The sequence below is a fragment of the Streptomyces spororaveus genome (assembly GCF_016755875.1).
Classification (GTDB): Bacteria; Actinomycetota; Actinomycetes; order Streptomycetales; family Streptomycetaceae; genus Streptomyces; species Streptomyces spororaveus.
On sequence record NZ_BNED01000005.1, the window covers coordinates 8,026,642 to 8,046,291 of the forward strand.

Annotated in this window: 21 protein-coding genes and 1 pseudogene; 12 read left to right on the plus strand and 10 right to left on the minus strand. The window is 69.9% G+C overall.

Annotation, left to right across the window (positions count from 1 at the left end; genetic code table 11):
* Positions 1-6: 6 nt before the first annotated feature.
* Together Sspor_RS38655 and Sspor_RS38660 are read right to left on the minus strand one after the other, a co-directional pair.
* Positions 7-711 (minus strand): response regulator, encoded by a 705-nt coding sequence (locus Sspor_RS38655; protein ID WP_053613052.1) that lies wholly within the window; start codon positions 709-711, stop codon positions 7-9.
* A gap of 107 nt (positions 712-818) precedes the next feature.
* On the minus strand, positions 819-1,430 hold the full coding sequence (locus Sspor_RS38660) for a CBS domain-containing protein (protein ID WP_237404449.1): 612 nt from the start codon (positions 1,428-1,430) through the stop codon (positions 819-821).
* Between the two features lie 352 nt (positions 1,431-1,782).
* Between Sspor_RS38660 and Sspor_RS38665 the strand changes: the two genes are divergently transcribed.
* From Sspor_RS38665 to Sspor_RS38715, 11 genes and pseudogenes are all read left to right on the plus strand, one after another.
* A complete protein-coding gene (locus tag Sspor_RS38665; RefSeq protein WP_202203287.1) occupies positions 1,783-2,286 on the plus strand; it encodes a pyridoxamine 5'-phosphate oxidase family protein in 504 nt (167 codons plus the stop codon).
* Between the two features lie 82 nt (positions 2,287-2,368).
* A complete protein-coding gene (locus Sspor_RS38670; RefSeq protein WP_202203288.1) occupies positions 2,369-3,262 on the plus strand; it encodes a potassium channel family protein in 894 nt (297 codons plus the stop codon).
* Positions 3,263-3,378: 116 nt separating this feature from the next.
* A pseudogene (locus tag Sspor_RS38675) lies at positions 3,379-3,969 on the plus strand (SulP family inorganic anion transporter); the annotation flags it as partial.
* A gap of 332 nt (positions 3,970-4,301) precedes the next feature.
* Complete coding sequence (locus Sspor_RS38680; RefSeq protein ID WP_202203289.1) at positions 4,302-4,886, plus strand: hydrogenase maturation protease; 585 nt, start codon at positions 4,302-4,304, stop codon at positions 4,884-4,886.
* Positions 4,883-6,052: a 4Fe-4S dicluster domain-containing protein gene (locus Sspor_RS38685; RefSeq protein ID WP_202203290.1), complete on the plus strand. Its 1,170-nt coding sequence runs from the start codon at positions 4,883-4,885 to the stop codon at positions 6,050-6,052. The genes Sspor_RS38680 and Sspor_RS38685 overlap by 4 nt, the downstream gene beginning before the upstream one ends.
* Positions 6,053-6,123: 71 nt before the next feature.
* Entirely contained in the window at positions 6,124-6,534 is a 411-nt protein-coding gene (locus Sspor_RS38690; protein WP_237404225.1) for a cyclic nucleotide-binding domain-containing protein, read from the plus strand.
* Positions 6,531-7,337, plus strand: coding sequence for an FAD/NAD(P)-binding protein (locus tag Sspor_RS38695; protein ID WP_202203292.1), 807 nt, complete (start codon positions 6,531-6,533; stop codon positions 7,335-7,337). The genes Sspor_RS38690 and Sspor_RS38695 overlap by 4 nt, the downstream gene beginning before the upstream one ends.
* 1 nt (position 7,338) lies before the next feature.
* Entirely contained in the window at positions 7,339-8,157 is an 819-nt protein-coding gene (locus tag Sspor_RS38700) for an NADH-quinone oxidoreductase subunit B family protein (RefSeq protein ID WP_202203293.1), read from the plus strand.
* A complete protein-coding gene (locus tag Sspor_RS38705; RefSeq protein WP_202203294.1) occupies positions 8,154-9,521 on the plus strand; it encodes a Ni/Fe hydrogenase subunit alpha in 1,368 nt (455 codons plus the stop codon). The genes Sspor_RS38700 and Sspor_RS38705 overlap by 4 nt, the downstream gene beginning before the upstream one ends.
* A 186-nt stretch (positions 9,522-9,707) precedes the next feature.
* Positions 9,708-10,583 (plus strand): universal stress protein, encoded by an 876-nt coding sequence (locus tag Sspor_RS38710; protein ID WP_202203295.1) that lies wholly within the window; start codon positions 9,708-9,710, stop codon positions 10,581-10,583.
* A gap of 103 nt (positions 10,584-10,686) precedes the next feature.
* On the plus strand, positions 10,687-12,162 hold the full coding sequence (locus tag Sspor_RS38715; RefSeq protein ID WP_202204115.1) for a bifunctional aminoglycoside phosphotransferase/ATP-binding protein: 1,476 nt from the start codon (positions 10,687-10,689) through the stop codon (positions 12,160-12,162).
* 81 nt (positions 12,163-12,243) lie between these two features.
* Here Sspor_RS38715 and Sspor_RS38720 read toward each other — a convergent pair whose 3' ends face one another.
* Both Sspor_RS38720 and Sspor_RS38725 read right to left on the minus strand, forming a co-directional pair.
* Entirely contained in the window at positions 12,244-13,233 is a 990-nt protein-coding gene (locus tag Sspor_RS38720; RefSeq protein ID WP_202203296.1) for an Acg family FMN-binding oxidoreductase, read from the minus strand.
* A 27-nt stretch (positions 13,234-13,260) separates the two neighbouring features.
* Positions 13,261-14,136: a universal stress protein gene (locus Sspor_RS38725; RefSeq protein WP_308445568.1), complete on the minus strand. Its 876-nt coding sequence runs from the start codon at positions 14,134-14,136 to the stop codon at positions 13,261-13,263.
* Positions 14,137-14,468: 332 nt separating this feature from the next.
* Here Sspor_RS38725 and Sspor_RS38730 point away from each other — a divergent pair, with 332 nt between their 5' ends.
* Positions 14,469-14,888 (plus strand): CBS domain-containing protein, encoded by a 420-nt coding sequence (locus Sspor_RS38730; protein WP_202203298.1) that lies wholly within the window; start codon positions 14,469-14,471, stop codon positions 14,886-14,888.
* Positions 14,889-14,915: 27 nt separating this feature from the next.
* Here the strand turns inward: Sspor_RS38730 and Sspor_RS38735 are convergent, their stop codons facing one another.
* The 6 genes from Sspor_RS38735 to Sspor_RS38760 form a co-directional block, all read right to left on the minus strand.
* A complete protein-coding gene (locus tag Sspor_RS38735; protein ID WP_202203299.1) occupies positions 14,916-15,791 on the minus strand; it encodes a universal stress protein in 876 nt (291 codons plus the stop codon).
* Positions 15,792-15,868: 77 nt separating this feature from the next.
* Complete coding sequence (locus Sspor_RS38740) at positions 15,869-16,525, minus strand: CBS domain-containing protein (protein WP_030648547.1); 657 nt, start codon at positions 16,523-16,525, stop codon at positions 15,869-15,871.
* Between the two features lie 9 nt (positions 16,526-16,534).
* Positions 16,535-17,161: a CBS domain-containing protein gene (locus Sspor_RS38745; protein WP_202203300.1), complete on the minus strand. Its 627-nt coding sequence runs from the start codon at positions 17,159-17,161 to the stop codon at positions 16,535-16,537.
* Positions 17,162-17,173: 12 nt separating this feature from the next.
* Positions 17,174-17,779, minus strand: a complete 606-nt coding sequence (locus tag Sspor_RS38750) for a CBS domain-containing protein (protein WP_202203301.1) — start codon at positions 17,777-17,779, stop codon at positions 17,174-17,176.
* 240 nt (positions 17,780-18,019) lie between these two features.
* Positions 18,020-18,706 (minus strand): CBS domain-containing protein, encoded by a 687-nt coding sequence (locus tag Sspor_RS38755; RefSeq protein WP_202203302.1) that lies wholly within the window; start codon positions 18,704-18,706, stop codon positions 18,020-18,022.
* Between the two features lie 55 nt (positions 18,707-18,761).
* Positions 18,762-19,631: a universal stress protein gene (locus Sspor_RS38760; protein ID WP_202203303.1), complete on the minus strand. Its 870-nt coding sequence runs from the start codon at positions 19,629-19,631 to the stop codon at positions 18,762-18,764.
* Positions 19,632-19,650: the final 19 nt, after the last annotated feature.

Sequence of the window (19,650 nt, forward strand, 5' to 3'; positions counted from 1 at the left end):
AGTCACTCAGCTCCGGCCCTTGCCGCGCTCCGGCTCGTGTTCATGGACCTGCGTGGCGATGACAGCGGCCTGCACCCGGCGCTCCACCCCCAGCTTGCCCAGCAGCCTTGAGATGTGGTTCTTGACCGTCTTCTCGGACAGGTACAGCCGCTTGGCGATCTGCGCGTTGGTGAGGCCCTCGCCGATCAGTTCGAGTACGGAACGCTCCCGCTCGGAGAGAGCGGCCAGCCGATCGTCATCCGGAGCCTTGACGGCCTCCGGGTCCCGCAGGGAGTGCATGAGGCGGGCGGTCGTCGCCGGGTCCAGCATCGACTGCCCGGTCGCCACCGTCCGTACGGCCGAGACGAGGTCGGACCCCTTGATCTGCTTGAGGACGTAGCCGGCCGCACCAGCCATGATCGCGTCGAGCAGCGCGTCCTCGTCATCGAACGAGGTCAGCATCAAGCAGGCGAGTTCCGGCATGCGCGAGCGCAGCTCGCGGCACACGGTGATCCCGTCGCCGTCGGGCAGCCGGACGTCGAGTACGGCGACGTCCGGGCGCAGCGCCGGTCCGCGGGCCAGCGCCTGCTCGGCGGTGGCGGCCTCGCCGACGACCTCGATGTCCGGCTCCGCGTCCAGCAGGTCGTACAGGCCGCGGCGTACGACCTCGTGGTCGTCCAAGAGGAAGACCCGGACGGTTCCCTCGTAGGAGGCTGCCGGTACGTCGGACATGTACGCCCCTGTGATCGATCCGCATTGTATGTTTCATACGAATTGTCTCAGGGGATCAGGCGGACGCACCTGGGCGGCGCCCCCGGGTTCCGGGGCGGTAAGAGGCCTCAGGAGGCCCCGGTGGGCTGCCCTTCCAGTTCCATCCGCACGTCCACCACGCCTTCCACGGCACGGACCGCACGGGCCATCAGCGGCACCAGTGCGCGATCACGGAGCGATCCGCGCAAGGTGACGACGCCCTCCTTCACCGACGCCTGCAGATGTACGGGAGGAGCGAGCCCGGCGAGAACCGAGTCGCGGATCTCCTCGCCGATCTCCTCGTCCGGTCGCAGAAACACCTTGAGCAGGTCGCTCCGGCTGACGACTCCCTCCAGCATCCCCACACCGTTCACCACGGGGAGGCGTTTCACGTGCTTTCGCGCCATGATCCGGGCAGCCTCGGCGAGTGTGGCGTCGGGGTGCACAGTCACGGCTGGGCTCGACATCAGTTCCTCGGCCAGCACACCCCCTGCCTTGGAAGCCTCTTCCAGCTGATCAGGAAGCACGGGGTCGTCCCGCCGGAACTCCTCCTTCGGCAGCAGGTCCGCCTCGGAGACCACTCCGACGACGCGCCCCTCGCCCTCCAGGACGGGAACAGCACTGACTTTCCACTGGTCCATCAGCTCGACGATCTCCTTGTAGGAAGCCTCGCGGCCGATGGCCACAGCCGTATGGGTCATGACGTCGCTGACGGTGTACCGGGACGCGGGCATGACGGACTCCTCACTGCTGGCGGTTCGGGTGGCCGACACCGGCCGCCAGGGATAGCTACCACTGCCGTGCCCAGGGCGACGATGCCCGTTCGGACGATCCAGTCCGCTCGGCCACCCCCGTAGGGGGAGTGGTCCTCATGGCAGCCTCCGGCCGACTCCGATTCAAGTCTGAGCGGCACTGCAGGTGCCGGGGATGGGCCGACCGGCCCCCGATTCCGCAGGACAGGGGACCATTCGGCCCTGGCACGGCGTGCGAGACGGAAAAGACGCTGAGTGAAGCCGAGGCCGACAAGACAGGGCCGGAGCGGAGGGCCGCGTGATGGATCACGAAACCGCCAGGAGACCGGACCACCGCCCTGCCCCGGACCCCGCGCGGTCCACGGAGCAGCTGGACCGCTCCGAAGCGTTGCGGCTCCTGGGTACCGTCTCGCTCGGCCGCATCGTCTTCACCCACCAAGCGCTGCCAGTCATCCGGCCGATGAGCCACATCGTCCACGGGGAGGACGTGCTCGTGCAACTCGACGGAGGCGCTTCACACGCGGCGCTGGTGGCGACGCCGGGCGAGCCCGGCATCGTCCTCGCCTACGAAGCCGACGCCATCGACCCCGACACGCATCTCGGCTGGAGCGTCGTGGTGGTCGGCTACGCCGAGCTCGTCGTGAACCGCGACGAAGCCGAACGGCTCGCGGCGCTGCTCGATCCGTGGAGGAACGAGGCGATGCCCCGCATCCTGCGGATCCGGTCCGAACTCGTCACCGGGTTCCGCCTGTGGCCGGAACCTCGGCCGATTCCGGCCGCCGGTGAGGTCCGGCCCCGCTTCTGACACCGGGGGACGGCGTGGGCTGCGATCAGCGACCACGGAGGTGCGCGAACCTGGGCGAAACGCAGCGGAAAAGGGGTTCCGGATGGATTGGCTGGTGACGGCCACGGGCGCCGCCCTGGTACTGCTGATCCTCCGGGACGTGTTCCACACGCTGTGGCACCCGACGCGTCACGGCGGGCTGAGCCGGCTGGTCATGACCACACTGTGGCGGCTGTCCTTCGCCCTGGGCACCCGTCGTACGGCGGCCGGCCTGGCGGGTCCGCTTGCCATGGTGTCTGTCGTCGCCCTGTGGGCCCTCACCGTGGCGGCGGGGTGGGCACTGATCTACTGGCCTCACATGCCCGACGCGTTCGTGTACGCGGGCGGGTTGCAGCCCGACGACCATGCGGGCCTGCTGGACGCGACGTACGTCTCGCTGGTCACGCTGTCCACGCTCGGTCTCGGCGACGTCGCACCTGCCGAGGGCTGGCTGCGCCTCCTCGCACCCCTGGAGGCGCTGGTCGGGTTCGCCTTGCTGACCGCGACGGTCTCCTGGATCCTCGGCATCTATCCGGCTCTGGCCCGCCGCAGGGCTCTTGCGTTGCGGCTCTCCCACCTCTCCCGTACCCACCCCTCGAAGGAACAAATCGACTCCCCGGCCGGGGCGGCCATGCTGGACGGCCTGGCCACAGCACTGTCCGTGGCAGCGGTCGACTTCCTCCAGTACGCGGAGTCCTACTACTTCCACGACGGCGACGACCGGACCTCCCTGGCCCTCCAGATCGGCTACGCCCTCGACATCGCCGATGAGGCTTCGGAGGCCGGGCACCGGGATGTCCGGCTCGCCGCCACGGTGTTGCGTTCCGCCCTGGAAGACCTCGCGGGCATCCTGGACGAGCGCTTCCTGCACACCCAGGGCCCGCCCAGGCAGGCTCTCGACGCGTTCGCGCGCGACCACGGACGGCAGGCGGGCACGGGTGATCGCGCCCTGCCGTGAGTCTCCGGCGTGGACGACCTCGTCCGTCCGCCCATCCGACGCCGCGGCGTCGACACCGCGTTGCCTGGAAGGCGTCGTTCGTGCGCAAGCCTGTCGTTGTCGACGGAGGAGGGGTCGTGCCGCCACGGGAGTGCGTCTGGAAGCCGCCCTTTCTTACCGGCTACCGGCGTGGCTGGCTGCGAGGGGACGCGCTCGCAGGTGTCACGGTCGCCGCGTACCTCGTGCCCCAGGTCATTGCGTACGCAGGCCTTGCGGGTCTGCCGCCCGTCGCCGGGCTGTGGGCCGTAGTTCCGGCCACGGTCTTGTACGCATGGTCCGGCAGCTCCCGTCTGCTCTCCATCGGCCCGGAGTCGACCACGGCGCTGATGACCGCCGTCGCGGTCGGTCCACTGGCCGCCGGGGACCCTGGCCGGTACGCGGTCCTCTCAGCGGAGCTCGCCGTCGTGGTGGGTGTGCTGTGCCTGGCGGCCTGGGCGTTGCGGCTGGGCTTCCTCGCGGATCTGCTGTCCCGGCCCCCGTGCTGGCCGGCTATCTGGCAGGTGTTGCCCTGATCATGATCGTGGACCAGGTGCCCCGCCTGACCGGCTTCTCCACCACGGCCTCGGAGTTCTTCCCGCAGCTGCTCGTTCTTCCGGTAGGCACCCCAGGTGCACTGGCCAACGGTGATCCTCGGTGCGGTCGGGCTGGCTCTGCTGTTCGCGCTGCCGCACGTATCGCATGACATCGACGACTATCCCCAGGCGCGAACCATCCCCGGGCGTCGACGAACAGCGCGAGTGTCGAGTGGTTCGTGCGGAACACTGGGGCCAACGTACAACCCAGCCCAACCGCTTTCCACGATCCGGTGCCCGGCTGATCGGAAGGCCAGTGGCGAACGGTCGCCTTCCACGGCTGTCAGTCCCATGATCGGCCTCAGCGCCTTGGTGCGGCGTCCCGCAATCGGTACCGCGCCATACGCCGTTTGCCCCGTGGCACAGGACCTCGTTCCGCGAGCAGGGCAGGCTCTGACTGGAGACGCCCGAAGAGGAAGTGGGTACCTGTGAAGCCGCTCGCCGGTGCTGCGGTCATCGGGATCGGAAACGAGTTCCGGCGCGATGACGGCCTTGGGTGGGCCACCATCGCCTTGTTGCGCGCACGGAAAGCGCAGCGACCTCTCCCGTCCGGCACTGAGCTCGCACTGTGCGACGGAGACCCCGGCCGGTTGATCAGCATCTGGGAAGGCAAGGCCCTCACGCTCGTCGTCGACGCCTGCTTCCCACCTGCGGCGCAGCCCGGGCGGACACACCGGTGGCGTGTGGCCCCCGGTGAGATGCTGCACCCGGCTGCCGCAGGCAGGCAGAGCACCCACGGGCTGGGGCTCGCCGAGGCCGTGTGCCTCGCCGACCGCGTCGGGCGCGGCCCCGGCCGTCTCATCGTGTACGCGGTCGAGGGCGCGGACCGCTCGCTGGGCGCGGGGCTCACACCCGCGGTGGCGGCCGCCCTGCCGTTTCTGGCCCTGCGCATCGAGGCGGACGTCCGCCTCGATGCGGCGAGGGGACTCGCCGGACCGGGTTCGAACCCAGGAGCCCGCAGGTCTGACATGCTGCCGGATCCAGGCACGTGGAGACCGAGAGGTGCACCATGACCGACGCTGCGGACGCCGGAGCCGTCCCCGACCACCAGGACGAGGCGGTTCTCGACCGCGACGGTCTGGACGCGCTCGTGCGTGTCCTGAAGCGGCGCGGCCGCACGGTGATCGGCCCGACCGTGCGCGACGGCGCGATCGTCCTCGCCGAGCTGGACTCCGCGGACGCGCTCCCCTACGGGTGGGGGGTCGAACTGGAGGCGGGGCGGTACCGGCTCCGCCGCCGCGAGGACGGGGCGGCCTTCGCGCACAGCGCGGGACCCCAGTCGTGGAAGTCGTTCCTCCATCCGGAGCGCGTCCGTCAGTGGTCCGCGGACCGCGGCCCGGACGGTTCTGCGGTCGTCCGGGAGGAGGAGCAGGAGAGCATTTCGTACGCGTTCCTCGGTGTGCGGCCCTGCGATCTGCGTGCCATTCAGATCCTGGACCGGGTGATGAGCGGAGGCAGGTACCGGGATCCCACCTACCTCTCCCGGCGCACGGGCGCCTTCCTGATCGCGGCCGAGTGCACCGAGCCGGGTGCCACCTGCTTCTGCGTCTCGATGGGGAGCGGGCCGGCCGCCGACGCCGGGTACGACCTCGCCCTCACCGAGGTCGTGGACGATGCCGGCCACCGCTTCCTGTGCCGGAGCGGGAGCGAGGAGGGAGCCGCGGTCCTCGCGGAACTGCCGGGGCGGAGCCCCGATGGCTCCACCCGAGCGGCTGCGACCCAGGCCGTGAGCGCCGCCGCCGAACGCATGGGCCGCTCCATGCCGCCGGTGGACCTGCGCACGCTGATGCGGGACAACCTGGAAGCGGAGCGCTGGGACGACGTCACCGCCCGGTGCCTCAGCTGCGGCAACTGCACCATGGTCTGCCCCACCTGCTTCTGCACCACCACGGAGGACGTCACCGACCTGACCGGCGATCACGCCGAGCGCTGGCGACTCTGGGACTCCTGCTACGACCTGGACTTCTCGCTCCTCCACGGCGGTCCGGTCCGGTCCACCCCGCGCAGCCGATACCGTCAGTGGCTCACCCACAAGCTGGGCACCTGGCACGACCAGTTCGACAGCTCCGGCTGTGTCGGATGCGGCCGGTGCATCGTGTGGTGTCCCACGGGCATCGACCTCACCGAGGAAGCCCACGCCCTGCACCAGGAGGCCACGCAGCGGGAGAACACGCCGTGACCCCGCATCCCGGTGGGGCTCCCGGCGAGGGTGTGCTCGCGGCTCTGGCGACTGAACACCGTGGGAGGCTGATGGCCCTCGCCCGGGAAGTCGCCCTTCCGGGCGGCACGCGGATCTTCGAAGAAGGGGAGAAAGCCGACCGCTTCTGGATCATCCGCTCGGGCACGGTCGCGCTCGACATCCACATGCCCGGTCGGGGGAGACAGGTCGTCGAGACCATCGGTGCGGGCAGCCTGCTCGGCTGGTCATGGCTGTGCCCGCCCCGGCAGTGGCACCTCGCGGCCGAGACGCGGGACCCCGTCCACGCCTGGGAATTCGATGCCGCCGCCGTCCTTGACCTGTGCGCCGAGGACACGGCGCTGGGCCTGTCACTGGTCACCGCCGTCGCCGAGACCATCGGCGACCGGCTGCGAGCCACCCGCACCCGGTTGCTCGACCTCTACGGACCGCCGGGACCGCAGGGGAGCGGAGCAGCACCATGACACCAGCACCGCTTTCCTATCGCGTGGTGGACCGCCGCGACGAGACGCACGACACGGTCACTCTCGTGCTGGAGCCTGGCGGGGACGCCTTGGACCCCTTCGTACCCGGCCAGTTCGCGATGCTCTACGCATTCGGTGTCGGTGAGATTCCGGTGTCCGTGTCCCGGCTCGGAGACGGGCACCGGCTGACGCACACCATTCGCGCCGTGGGGGCCGTCTCCCGCGCACTGTGCGGCCTGCGGACCGGCGGGTGGGTCGGCGTGCGCGGCCCCTTCGGTACCGCCTGGGACACGGCTGCCGCTCACGGCAACGACCTGCTCGTCATCGCAGGCGGCATCGGGCTCGCCCCGCTGCGTCCCCTCGTCGACACCGTCATGGCCGAGCCCCACGCGTTCGGGCGGCTGAACGTCCTCGCGGGTGCCCGGACCCCCGCCGATCTGCTCTACGGAGACGAGCTCCCCGCCTGGCAGGAGCCGTTCGGCGCCGTCACGGTCGACCGGCCCTCCAACGGCTGGACCGGCCGGGTCGGAGTCGTCACCACGCTGCTCCGCGAGGCCCGCTTCACACCATCGGACACGGTCGCCTTCGTCTGCGGTCCCGAGGTGATGATGCGCGCGACCGCCCGGGCACTGACCCACCAAGGAGTACGTCCCGACCGCATCCAGGTCTCCCTCGAACGCACCATGCGCTGCGCCACCGGCCACTGCGGACACTGCCAGCTCGGGCCCCTCCTTCTCTGCCGCGACGGACCGGTCGTCGGCTACGACCAGGCCGAGCCCCTGCTCACCATCCGGGAACTATGAGATGAGCACCCCCGTCCCACCCCAGCCTCCTGCCCGCCCACGCCTCGGCGTGTTCAAGTTCGCCTCCTGCGACGGCTGCCAGCTCACCCTCCTCGACTGCGAGGACGAACTGCTCGGCATCGCCGCCGAACTGGAGATCGCCCACTTCCTGGAAGCGTCCAGCGAGCCCGCGCCCGGCCCGTACGACCTCGTCCTCGTCGAAGGGTCGGTCAGCACACCTGAGCACGTGGAGCGCATCCGGCGCATCCGCGCCGATGCCCGCCACCTCGTGACCATCGGCGCCTGCGCCACGGCCGGCGGCGTGCAGGCACTGCGGAACTACGCCGATGTCGACGGGTACCTGGCGACCGTCTACGCCCGCCCCGAGTACATCGAGACCCTCGCGACCTCCACGCCGATCTCCGCCCACGTACCCGTCGACTTCGAACTGCGCGGCTGTCCCATCGACCGCGGTCAGCTCGTCGAGGTCATCACCGCCTTCCTCGCCGGGCGCAAGCCCGCCATCCCCAACCACAGCGTCTGCTTCTCCTGCAAGCGGCGCGGCAACGTGTGTGTCACCGTCGCTCACGGCACGCCCTGCCTCGGCCCCGTCACCCACGCGGGCTGCGGAGCCCTGTGTCCGACCTACGGGCGCGGCTGCTACGGCTGCTTCGGGCCGGCCGGAACCACGAACCTTCCCGCGCTGGTCCCGCTCATGCAGCGGGACGGGATGAGCGAGGAGGACGTCGGCAGGTACCTGCACACCTTCAACGTGACCGCCTTCACCGCCGTGGAGGAGCAAGAGCTGCCCGGTACGACCGACGGGGAAGGTCTCGGATGAGCGATTCCACGCCCCGGTCCCAGGAGCTGCGCATCCCTTCACTCGCCCGTGTCGAGGGTGAGACCGCGCTGCACCTGAGGATCCACGACGGCACCGTCATCGAGGCGCGGCTCAAGATCTACGAGCCGCCGCGGTTCTTCGAAGCCTTCCTCCGGGGCAGGGCGCACACAGAGCCACCCGATCTCACCTCCCGCATCTGCGGGATCTGTCCCGTCGCCTACCAGATGAGTGCCTGCCGTGCCATCGAGGACGCGTGCGGCGTTGTCGTCGACGGACAACTGGCCGCCCTGCGCCGCCTGCTGTACTGCGGTGAATGGATCGAGAGCCAGACGCTGCACATTCACATGCTGCACGCACCGGACTTCCTCGGCGAAGACGACGTGATCGGTCTGTCCCGCTTGCATCTGGAGCACGTCCGGCGCGGACTTCGTTTGAAGCAAGCCGGCAACGCCGTGGTCGAACTGCTCGGGGGCCGGGCCATCCACCCCGTCAACGTCCGGCTCGGAGGTTTCCACCGAGCCCCGACCCGCGCCGAACTCCGCCCCCTGGAAGAACGGCTGCGCACCGCCCTCGACGACGCCTGGGACACCGTGCGCTGGGTCGCCGGCTTCGAATTCCCGGACGCCGAGTGCGACGCCGACCTGCTCGCCCTCGCCGAGACCGGCACCTACGCCATCGAGTCCGGCGTCCCCACCGTGCTCCCGTACAGCGCGACGTCCCCGCCGTACAGCTTCCCCCTGCGGGACTTCACCGACCACGTGGCCGAGGAGCAGGTCGCCCACTCCACGGCCCTCCACTCCCGGCTGGACGGCCGAAGACATCTCACCGGCTCCCTCGCCCGCTGGGCGGTCAGCGGCCGCCTGCTGTCCCCGCTGGCCCTGCAAGCGGCACGGGAGGCCGGGCTCGGTGACCCGCCGTCGCACGCAGGTGCAGGGCGGGGAGGAGAGGTCTGCAGGAACCCGTACCGCAGTATCCTCGTCCGGGCGGTGGAGGTCCTGTACGCGGTGGAAGAGGCCCTCCGGATCATCGCGGAGTACGAGCGTCCCGCCCGCCCGTACGCAGAGGTGCCGGCCCGGGCCGGCACCGGGCACGGTGCCACGGAGGCGCCACGCGGCCTGCTCTACCACCGCTACACGTTCGACGGCGGGGGCCGTGTCACCGACGCATGCATCGTTCCGCCGACCGCCCAGAACCAGGGCGCCATCGAGGAGGACCTGCGCCGGCTGGTCCAAGCCGGGCTCGATCGGGGTGAGGGCTCCGAGGCCGAGCTCACCCGGCTGTGCGAGCGGGCCGTCCGCAACCACGACCCGTGCATCTCGTGTTCGGCCCACTTCCTGGAACTGGACATCGAGCGCATCCACTGATCCCGCCCAGCTGCTGCTCGGGTGACATGCGACCGTGTGCTCGGCGCGTTGGCGCAGTTGCTTCGGCGAGTACCGCCTACGGTCGCTGCACGGCTACCGGCGCGAGCGCGGAGACGACAGGGCTCCGGGCAGGCCGGACGGATACCTCACCGTCATTCCAGTCATCTACCAGACGGAGCAGTCGGCATGGAGCCAGTCGTCACCGTGGGCCTCGACGGTTCACCCGAGAGCCTTGCCGCCGCCCGTTGGGCCGCTGACGAAGCCGCCCGCCGCAAGCTCACGCTGCGGTTGCTGCACGCGTGGCCCCTCCTGGCGCCGGAACCGACCCATGTTCCCGCCGAGATGGATCAGAACTACTGGGCGAAGCGGATCGTGCACAACGCGAAGGCCGAGCTCCAGGCGCGCCACCCGGGCCTTTCCATCGTCGGCAACCTGGTCGCCGAAGATGCCCAGGAGGCGCTGCTGAAGGCGGCAGCGGAGTCCGATATGACGGTGCTCGGCTCGCGGGGGATGGAGCCCGTCGAGAGCTATTTCCTGGGCGACATCAGCATGCCCGTCGTGGCACGGGCCGAGCGGCCGGTGGTCCTGGTACGCGCCGGGACGCGCGAAGCGGGGACATCGTCCGCTCCAGGCGCCTCGGGCGGCGTAGTGGTGGCGCTGAAACTGCACGGTCCGTGCGACGAACTGCTCGCATTCTCCTTCGCCGCCGCCGCGGCACGGGGTGTTCCCCTGCAAGCCGTCCACGGCCGAAGCATGCCCCTCCACGCTCACGCTCCCTGGGGCATGGACCACGACGTGACCGAGAAGATCAGGCAGGATGCGCAGAAGCTCCTGAATGACGCTCTCCGCCCCTGGCGCGAGAAGTTCCCGAGCGTGGAGGTAACTCCCGGTATCGGTCTTGAAAGCCCTACCAAGGTCGTGGTCCGAACCGCAGAGGGTGCCGGACTACTGGTTGTCGGCCGACGCAGGCACCGCCCCGCCCTGGCTCCCCCATTGGGTGCAGTGGCCACTGCCGCAATCCATCACGCACGCTGCCCCGTCGCCGTCATTCCCCATGACTGAGCCGGGTCACCCCGAGGAGTCGATGGGCTCGGCGCACCGGGCCGACGCGTCCGCGCTCCGGAGCGGCGCCGGCCTCGACGTTCCACTACTCCCGCGGGCAGAGGTGTGCGAGACGCACACGGCCGTGCTGTTCTTCGTCGGTGACCGCGCATACAAGATCAAGAAGCCGGTCGACCTGGGGTTCCTCGACTACACGACCACGGCCGCCCGGCGGACCGCGTGCGAACAGGAAGTCGCTCTCAACCGCCGCTTCGCCCCCGACGTCTACCTGGGGCTGGGAGAATTCCGCTGCCCGGACGCGGACACGCCCGAACCGCTCGTGGTGATGCGCCGCATGCCGGCGGAACGCCGCCTGTCCCTGCTCGTGAGCCAAGGCGCCGATGTCGACGACGCGCTGAGGACCGTTGCACGTCTCCTCGCCTCCCGTCACGCGGACGCGCCCCGCGGCCCGGACATCGACGAGCAAGGCAGGCGGGACGCGCTGTCCGCACGCTGGGAAGCGAGCTTCACGCAGGTCAGGGAACTGACCGACGACGTCCAGCTGCTCGAAGGGGTGGAGGAGATCGAGCGCTTGGTGCGGCGCTACCTCGCCGGCCGCGAGAAGCTGTTCGACGCGCGTATCGAGCAGGGGCGGGTGGTCGACGGCCACGGTGACCTGCTCGCCCAGGACATCTTCTGTCTCGACGACGGCCCCCGCGTCCTGGACTGCCTGGAGTTCGACGACCGCCTTCGCTCCGTCGACGGTCTCGACGACGCGGCGTTCCTCGCCATGGACCTGGAGCAGACGGGTGCCCCGGAGGCCGCGGCGTTCTTCCTCGCCCAGTACGGCGAGTATTCCGGCGACCCCGCACCGCCGTCCCTGTGGCACCACTACGTCGCCTACCGCGCGTTCGTCCGCGCCAAGGTGTCCCTGATCCAGGCAGCCCAAGGCGCTCGCGGCGCGGAGACGGCAGCGCGGCGACTGGTCACCACGACGCTGCGCCACCTGCGCACCTCCGCTGTCAGCCTGACCCTCGTCGGCGGTCTCCCGGGCAGCGGGAAGTCCACGCTCTCCGGCGCACTGGCCGATCGCCTCGGTGTCACGCTGCTCAGCAGCGACCGCCTGCGCAAGGAGCTGGCAGGCATGCCGGCGGAGGAATCCGCGGCCGCGGGCTACGGCGAAGGGCTGTACACGCCCGAATGGACCGCGAGGACGTACGCGGCGCTGCTCGACCGGGCGTCCGCCCTCCTGTCCCGGGGCGAGTCCGTCGTCCTCGACGCCACCTGGTCCGATGCCGGACAGCGTGAAGCCGCCCTGCGCATGGCCGAACGCACCAGCGCCGACCTGGTGGCCCTGCACTGCCAGGCTCCGGGCGACGTGTCGGCCGCACGCCTGACCACCCGCGCCCCGGGGGCGTCCGACGCCACCCCTGAGGTGGCCACGGCCATGGCAGCCGCGGAGCCGACGTGGGAGGAGGCCGTCCCCATCGACACCGGCGGCCTTCTGGAGGCCGCGGTCATCCAGGCGATGGGGGCCGTGCGCCCGTACGGCTCCGGCCAGGCCCCGGTCTTCCGCCGCCCCTACATGGAACCGGACTGAGGCGAGTGGCGACGCCGCGTGCAGCGGCGTGCTCACGGCAACACGGCAACAAAGGTCCTGGCGGCAGCTCGATGTCCGATCTCATCGGATGTCCAGCACTTCGGCTGCCGGGCGCCGGGGCGTTGCCGGACCCTGCGGCCCGTATCCGAGCCGGATCACCATCTGGACGTGGGTCATCGCCGAGCCCGGATCGCGCACCGTCCAGCGGAGCGCGGGCCATTCGAGCGGCTGCGAGGTCATGGACGTGACCAGCCCGTCGGCGGTGGCTTGAAGGAGAACCCGCTGCAGGGCCTGGCCTGCTCGTAGCCAGTCCTCGGGCCCGTCACCCGAAGTGCCCAGCAGCACGATGTGCGGCCTCTGTTCGAAGGTAGCCCACCCGCGCCCGGGAACGGGCCGGGAGCGACCGAAGTCGCGCACGACTCCACCCCGACCCGAGTGCTTCGGACCGAAGGCGTTCACAGGAATCCCGTCGGGACGGGTCTGCTCGTCCGGTGTGCCGGAATGTGTCCACGCCATCGTCTCTGCCGTCAGGGAGGGATCCATCTCCTCGCGATGCTCGGAGTCGTGTACCAGACCCAGCACGGTGTCGGTGTGCCAGGCGTCCGGTACGGCCAGGCGACATCCTTCGAGAAGAGCGGCGGCTCGCAGTCCGTCCAACAGTGCCGGAGTGACCTCCTCTTCCGCGAAAGGAAATCGGCTGGAATGACGTCGCCGGACGGCTGGGTGGAGGGTTCCGAGATCGCTGTCCGTGGGCCCCGGGTCCCGGAGGCTGGCAGCGGCCAGCAGCCACGGATCGTCCGGGTCGGGCAGCAGCCGTACATCAGCGCCCCAGCCTGCCGAGGCTGCGGACACCCGTAGGTTGAACAGAGCGGCGGCGCAGCCCATATGGAGGGCGCGGTGGTCCGGGTCGGCATGGGGCATGGCACGGCCCGGGTCGCCGTAAAGCTCGATGAGCCCGGAGGCCGGTCGGTAGAGGAACTTCCAAGGCTGGGCATTGTGCATGGAAGGAGCCATGGCAGCGTCCTCGATGAGCGGAACAATCGCTGCCGCGTCCGGAAACGATGCGTTCATGAGACTTACCTGCCTGTGATGTGGGCTTCACTCGTGGGCGATGACGGCGACCGGTGCGACCGCGTGGTGCATCACGGCGTGTGTGATGGGGCCGATGTGAGCGCCGAAGGCGGAGTGGCGGATTCGGCGGCCGACGACGACGAGGGCGGCGGTGGAGGCCGCGTCGAGGATCTGAATCGCCGGCTGTCCGATGGTGGCCCGGGAGTCGACCTGCAGCGAAGGGTACTTCTCGTGCCAGGGGCTGATCATCTCGTCCAGTGTGGTGGTGATGCCGTGGGCCATTTCCTGCTGGACCCCGGGGTCGAGCGCCGGTGCGTAGCTGAGGATGGGCGGTGGCGACCAGCCGTGGATGACCACGAGCGGGCAGCGGCGGTGGGACGCCTCCTCGAAGGCGAAGGCGAGCAACTTGTCACAGGGCTGGTGGATGTCCACGCCGACCACGATGGGCCCTCGGTCGCGGGTACCGTCCGGCGGATTGCCCGCGCGGTCCACGGACCGGACCAGCACGACGGGGCGCACGGCCTCGATGACGGTGGAAGCGCCGGTGGACCCGACGAGGAACCCCGCGATGCTGCCGAGCGCGCGCGAGCCGAGTACGAGCATGTCAGAGTCCTCGGCGGCGCGGGCGAGGGCCAGGGAAGGCAGCCCGCCCACTCGGCGGGTGTCGACCTTCAGCGACGGATGTGCGCGGTGCGTCTCATCGGCGGTGTCGCGGAGGACGGCCTCGGCCCACCTCCGACGTTCCTCGGTGGTCGTGACGGGAAGGGGAGGATTCTCCAGCCATTCCTCGGCGTGGACCAGGTCCAGGGAGGCACCGCGAAGCTCGGCCTCATGGGCTGCCCAGCGGGCAGCCGCCGTACTTTCCGGGGACCCGTCGAGGCCGACGGTCACTCGGTTCGCCATGGTCTCCATCTCCCTCTTCGCGGATCGGAGTCTTCCCGCTCACTCCAGACTGACTGCCCGACGGCCTCCTGTTGAGGGGCCGGTCGGCCCCCCGGGGGGCCGACCGGCCCGCCCCCGGTGCGGTGGCAAGAGGTCTGGGGCCTGATCAACCAGGGCCGGGTCACGTCAGGAGGTCTGCCGGTCGGCCTGGCATCAGGCGAGAGCCCGGAAGGCCTTGTGCTCCCGTCCATGCCGCAGAGAAGCATGTCCCCATGATCTCGCGTCGACGAGCGGGGCGCTGGGCCCGAGCCCAGACTGGAGACGGGTACGGATACGCATGTGAGGAGGCAGCCATGACCACCGCGCGGGACATCATGCACAGCGGTGCCACCTGCGTACAGGAGACCGAGACGCTCATGGACGCGGCCCGGCGGATGAGCGAACTGGACGTCGGCGCACTGCCGATCTGCGGGCCCGACGACCGTTTGCACGGCATCATCACTGACCGTGACATCGTGCTGAAGTGTCTGGCCAAGGGCAAGGACCCACACCATATGACAGCCGGACAATTGGCGCAGGGTAAGCCGATCACGGTCGACGCGGAGGCTGACACGAGCCAGGTGCTGCAGACGATGCAGGATCACCGGATCCGGCGTGTCCCGGTGATCGCCGACCACCGTCTTGTCGGCATGATCAGTGAGGCCGATCTCGCCAGGCACCTGTCCGAGGAGCAAGTGGGTCATTTCGTCGAGACGATCTGCGCGGAGCGGTGAGCCGCACCACCATGCATGGGGGCGTCGCTATTCGTGCGCGATGACGGCGACGGGCGCCTTGGCGTGGTGGAGAACCGCATGGGTGACCGGTCCGATGTGCGCGCCGATCGAGCTCCGCCGGATGCGGCGGCCCACGACGATGAGACCCGCCTCGGCGCCCATCCTGATGAGTTCCGTGGCGGCGTGTCCGAGGCTCGCGCGAGAGATGACGCCGACATCCGGGTACTTGTCCCGCCAAGGCGCCAGGACATCGTGCAGAGAGGCCTCCGCGCTCATTTCGAGCTGGGCGTGGACTCTCGGATCGTACGCCGCGCCATACCCCACCAGGGGAGGCAGCGACCAGCTGTGCAAGACGTGGAGGGCGCATGCCCGCCGCGCCGCCTCCTCGAAGGCGAAGGCGAGCAGGGCATCACACGGTCGGCTGATGTCAACGCCCGCCAACAGCTCACGGGCCGTGTGCCGGCCGTCGGGGTGTGGCACCGCGTCCTCGCTCGCCCGCACCATGACCACGGGCCGTACAGTCGCCTGGATGACCGCCATGCCGACGGAACCGAGGACGAAGCCCGTGACGGTGCCCAGTCCCCGAGAGCCCAGGACGATCATGTTCGCGCCGACTGCGACGCTGGCGAGCTCGGCGGCCGGTCTGCCGTCGATCGATCGGATGCCGACCTCCAGTCCGGGGTGGCTGGCGCGCAGTTCGTCGGCGGTCTCGTTCAGCAGCGCCTGGGCCCAGTGACGGCGCACATCGCTGGTCGGCATCGGGAGGTCGCGGGGAGATGACCATTCCTCGGCGTGGACGAGGTGGAGTGGCAGGCCGCGCAGAAGGCCCTCTCGCGCCGCCCAGCGGGCGGCCGCGAGGCTTTCCGTGGATCCGTCGAGACCGGCGACGATTCGATCGTTCATGATGGCTTCTCCCGGCAGGGTCCCGCATGGGTCGGGGAGTTGGTCGTCGCACGTGCCGAGGCCGCACGGCGGTTTCTTCAGACTGAGTTCGTGTCGTCGATGGCGTATCCGAGATGCTGGGTTACGGAGACGACGCCGTCGACGGTCCGGCAGAGGCGCTCGATGAGCGGGATGAGGCTCCTGAAGTCGACGGTTCCGTGCAGTTCGACCCGGCCGTCGGTGACGGCCACGGTGATGGCCGAGGGGCTCTGACGTACGCCGAGTTCGAGGACGTCACCCATGATCTCGTGACGGATGTCCTCGTCCGCCCGGAGGAAGATCCGCAGCAGGTCCCGACGGCTGACGATTCCGATCAGTACGTCCGAGTCGTCCACGACCAGGAGCCGCTTGACTCCTTGTGCTTCCATCAACCTGGCGGCTTCGGCGACGGTCCAGTCCGGCCGGGCACACACGGGGGGCGAGGACATCAGCTCCTCGGCGCGCGTACCCGCGGCCTTGTCCTCCTGCCAGGCCTCCCGTTCGGGAAGTGACCGGAAGTAGTCGCTTTGGCCGGCGGATTTCGGCAGCAGGTCACGTTCCGAGATCACGCCGAGCGGTCGGCCGGCAGAGTCGACGACCGGAACGGCTGACACCTTGTGCTCCGTCAGGGTGCGGGCGATCTCCTTGAACGGAGCGTTGCTGGGGACGGTGACGACCTCGCGGGTCATCAGCTCGCGGACTTCCCGATGCTTCATGCTCTTCTCCTACCGCGCGGTGGGCGTTCGGGCGCCGACCGACACGTCGTCCTGCGTGTAGTCGAGCCGGTTGACCACGTCGACGACGCCGTCGACGCTCTGGCACAGGCGCAGCACGATGGGGACCAGGCTGCGCCGGCTTACGGTGCCGCTGAGGGTCACCAGCCCGTCGGTGACCTCGACGGTCAACGACGACGGGCTGAGCCCGAGGGTGTGGGTCACCACGTCTTCGAGGATTTCCTCCTGGATCGCGTGGTCCCTGCGCAGGAAGAGCTGAAGCAGGTCGCTACGGCTCAGGATGCCGATCAGTCGGCCGGCGGCGTCCACCACGGGCAGCCTCTTGACCTGCCGCCCCCGCATGACTCGCGCCGCGCGGACGACGCTCCATTCGGTCTGGGCGGTGACGGCGGGGCTTGTCATGAGATCGGCGGCCGTGTTCGTGCCGCTGCCGGAGCTGCGCTTGCGGAGCAGGTCGGCTTCGGAGACGACGCCCACGGGACGGTCGTCCTCGTCCACCACGGGCACGGCGGAGATGTCGAACTCTTTGAGCAGCCTGGCGATTTCCTTGAACAGGGTGCCCCGCTGGACGCTGACGGCTGTCGGGGTCATCAGGTCGGCGACGCTGCGGTGCCTCATCGTCGGTCTCCTTCACGTGCGGACTTCGGTGTCGAGGCGCACGGCCGTGACGTCTACGACGCCCGGTACGGTGCGTGCGACACGCACCAGCACGTCCTTCAGGGCCGGGTCGGGAAGGGAGCCGTCCAGGTGCACGATGCCGTCGGCCACGTGGACCTGCACCATGGCGGATCCGGCGGGGATGAGCTTGGCCATGATCAGTTCGCGCAGCTCCTCGGCGATGTCGGCGTCGGGGCGGAGATAGATCTTGAGGAGGTCGCCCCGGCTGACGACGCCGATCAGGCGGCCGTCGCCGTCGACGACGGGGAGCCGCTTGAGGTGGCCGCGGGCCATCAGGCGGGCGGCGCCGGGGATGGTGGCGTCCTTGGTCACGGTGACCGCCGGTACGGTCATCAGCTGCCCGGCGGTGACCGCACGCGACTCGTCCGCACCCTGGGCCTTGAGCAGCAGATCCGCTTCGGACACCACGCCGGCGACCCGTCCTTCCTCCGACAGGACGGGCAGGGCGCTGATCCGCCACTGCCGCATGGCCTCAACGACGTCCTTGAACGGTGTTCTGCGGTCGACGGAGATGACGGCATGGGTCATCACGTCCTCGACGGTGCGAAGGTGCTTCATGATGCCTCCAGAACGGCGTCCCGATACGTCCGATCGTGGACACCTGTGCCCGCCTGGCGGTAGGGCCGTCAGGGGATCATTTCGGGCTGATCGGCCCTGTTGTCCAGGTGTCGGGCGTGCTTTTGTGAAATTGGCGGAAAGAGTCCCTGAGAGGATGCGGAGAAGCGGCTGGTGGCCGCGCACCGCACGATCGGGATCCGCGAGAAGCGGACGGGCTCTTTCCGCCCATGTCGCGAGGATTCAATGCCGGGCATCGTGAGGGTCGGCAACAGGAGACAGGTCATCGACCGCGTAACCAAGGGATTGGTCCACGCTGACGACCCCGTCGACCGACCGGCACAGCCGTTCGACGACCGGAATGGCCGACCGCTCCTCGACCCGGCCGCTCAACGAGACGACCCCTTCGCTCACGGCCACCGCAACGCCTCCCGGGGTCATCCTGAGGGTCCGGCCCAGGACGTCGTCGACGATCTCGTCGCGGATGGCGTCATCGTTGCGGAGCATGGGGCGCAGCAGGTCGGTGCGGCTGACGATGCCCACCAGGGTTCCGGTCTCGTCGACCACCGGCAGGCGCTTGACGCCTCGCTCGTGCAGGAAGCGGGCCGTCTCGACGATGCCCCACTCCGGCCGGGCGGTCAGGACGGGAGTGGACATCAGATCGCCGGCGGTCCGGGCGCCCATGGAGGCACGGTCCCCGGGCGTCGCGGTGTGCATGGGGTCGCGTCCTTCGGTGTCGGGCAGTCCGGCCTGCCTGCGGAGCAGGTCGGCTTCCGAGACGATGCCGATCGGGTGGCGACGGGTGTCCACGACGGGCAGGGCCGAGACCCCGTTGTCGTTGAGGCTCCGGGCGACCGTTTTGAGTGAGGCTTCGGGGCTCGCCGTGGCCACGTTCCGGGTCATGACGTCTGCGACAGTGCGATGAGACATGGTCCGATCTCCTTGTGAATGGGGCCGTCCGCCGTCCGCCGTCCGCCGTCAGCCGTCAGCCGTGAGCGATGACCGCGACGGGCGCAGCGGCGTGGTGCAGGACCGCATGAGCCACGGACCCCAGATGCACGCCCAGAGGCGAGCGGCGCAGGCGGCGACCCACGACGATCAGGTCCGCGCTTGCCGCGGCCCGGACGAGCTGCTCGGGTGCGGGCCCCTCGAACGCCTCGTGGGTGACGCAAACGGACGGGAACTTGTGCCGCCACGGCATCAGCATCTCGTCGAGCATCACGGTGATGGTCCGGCCGATCTCCCGCTCGTTCTCCGGGTCGAAGAAGGGCGCGTACTGGTACATGGACGGCATCTTCCAGCCGTGGATCGCACGCAGGGCGCAGCCGCGACGGTCGGCCTCCTCGAAGGCGAAGGCCAGTACCTTGTCCGCTGCCTCGTGGATGTCGACGCCCAGGACGATCTGCCCGTAGCGGGTGGGCTGGGCCGCCTCGGGCGCGTCCGACTCGCGGACGAGCACCACCGGCGTCTCGGTGGCCACGAGTGTCGACAAACTCACCGAGCCGATGAGGAATCCCACCAGGCATCCCACCCCGCGGGAGCCGAGTACGAGCAGCCCGGCGTCGGCCGCCTCCGCGGCCAGGGCTGCCGCCGGCCTGCCGGAAAGGCATCTGGTCGAGACCTCCAGCCCGGGATGCCGGCGTCGCACGTCCTCCTCCGCTTCGGTGAGCACCTCGTCGGCCCAACGGTCGGCCGCTTCGCGGCCCGGCGCCGGTACCGAGGGGCTGATCAGCCAGTCGACAGCGTGGACGAGCCTCAGCGGCACTTCCCGCAGGACCGCTTCCCGGGCGCCCCAACGGGCCGCGGCCCGGCTCTCGGGAGAGCCGTCGACGCCGACGGTCACATGGTGCTTCATGGCGAGACCTCCTTGGGTG

Excerpts from the sequence above, each read along its gene's own strand:
- Sspor_RS38685 (WP_202203290.1), top strand. The coding sequence starts at position 4,883 with ATGACCGACGCTGCGGACGCCGGAGCCGTCCCCGACCACCAGGACGAG.
- Sspor_RS38700 (WP_202203293.1), top strand. The coding sequence starts at position 7,339 with ATGAGCACCCCCGTCCCACCCCAGCCTCCTGCCCGCCCACGCCTCGGC.
- Sspor_RS38695 (WP_202203292.1), top strand. The coding sequence starts at position 6,531 with ATGACACCAGCACCGCTTTCCTATCGCGTGGTGGACCGCCGCGACGAG.
- Sspor_RS38755 (WP_202203302.1), bottom strand. The coding sequence starts at position 18,706 with ATGTCTCATCGCACTGTCGCAGACGTCATGACCCGGAACGTGGCCACG.
- Sspor_RS38655 (WP_053613052.1), bottom strand. The coding sequence starts at position 711 with ATGTCCGACGTACCGGCAGCCTCCTACGAGGGAACCGTCCGGGTCTTC.
- Sspor_RS38705 (WP_202203294.1), top strand. The coding sequence starts at position 8,154 with ATGAGCGATTCCACGCCCCGGTCCCAGGAGCTGCGCATCCCTTCACTC.
- Sspor_RS38665 (WP_202203287.1), top strand. The coding sequence starts at position 1,783 with ATGGATCACGAAACCGCCAGGAGACCGGACCACCGCCCTGCCCCGGAC.
- Sspor_RS38745 (WP_202203300.1), bottom strand. The coding sequence starts at position 17,161 with ATGAGGCACCGCAGCGTCGCCGACCTGATGACCCCGACAGCCGTCAGC.
- Sspor_RS38740 (WP_030648547.1), bottom strand. The coding sequence starts at position 16,525 with ATGAAGCATCGGGAAGTCCGCGAGCTGATGACCCGCGAGGTCGTCACC.
- Sspor_RS38690 (WP_237404225.1), top strand. The coding sequence starts at position 6,124 with ATGGCCCTCGCCCGGGAAGTCGCCCTTCCGGGCGGCACGCGGATCTTC.
- Sspor_RS38670 (WP_202203288.1), top strand. The coding sequence starts at position 2,369 with ATGGATTGGCTGGTGACGGCCACGGGCGCCGCCCTGGTACTGCTGATC.
- Sspor_RS38710 (WP_202203295.1), top strand. The coding sequence starts at position 9,708 with ATGGAGCCAGTCGTCACCGTGGGCCTCGACGGTTCACCCGAGAGCCTT.
- Sspor_RS38750 (WP_202203301.1), bottom strand. The coding sequence starts at position 17,779 with ATGAAGCACCTTCGCACCGTCGAGGACGTGATGACCCATGCCGTCATC.
- Sspor_RS38760 (WP_202203303.1), bottom strand. The coding sequence starts at position 19,631 with ATGAAGCACCATGTGACCGTCGGCGTCGACGGCTCTCCCGAGAGCCGG.
- Sspor_RS38660 (WP_237404449.1), bottom strand. The coding sequence starts at position 1,430 with ATGACCCATACGGCTGTGGCCATCGGCCGCGAGGCTTCCTACAAGGAG.
- Sspor_RS38720 (WP_202203296.1), bottom strand. The coding sequence starts at position 13,233 with ATGAACGCATCGTTTCCGGACGCGGCAGCGATTGTTCCGCTCATCGAG.
- Sspor_RS38725 (WP_308445568.1), bottom strand. The coding sequence starts at position 14,136 with ATGGCGAACCGAGTGACCGTCGGCCTCGACGGGTCCCCGGAAAGTACG.
- Sspor_RS38735 (WP_202203299.1), bottom strand. The coding sequence starts at position 15,791 with ATGAACGATCGAATCGTCGCCGGTCTCGACGGATCCACGGAAAGCCTC.
- Sspor_RS38730 (WP_202203298.1), top strand. The coding sequence starts at position 14,469 with ATGACCACCGCGCGGGACATCATGCACAGCGGTGCCACCTGCGTACAG.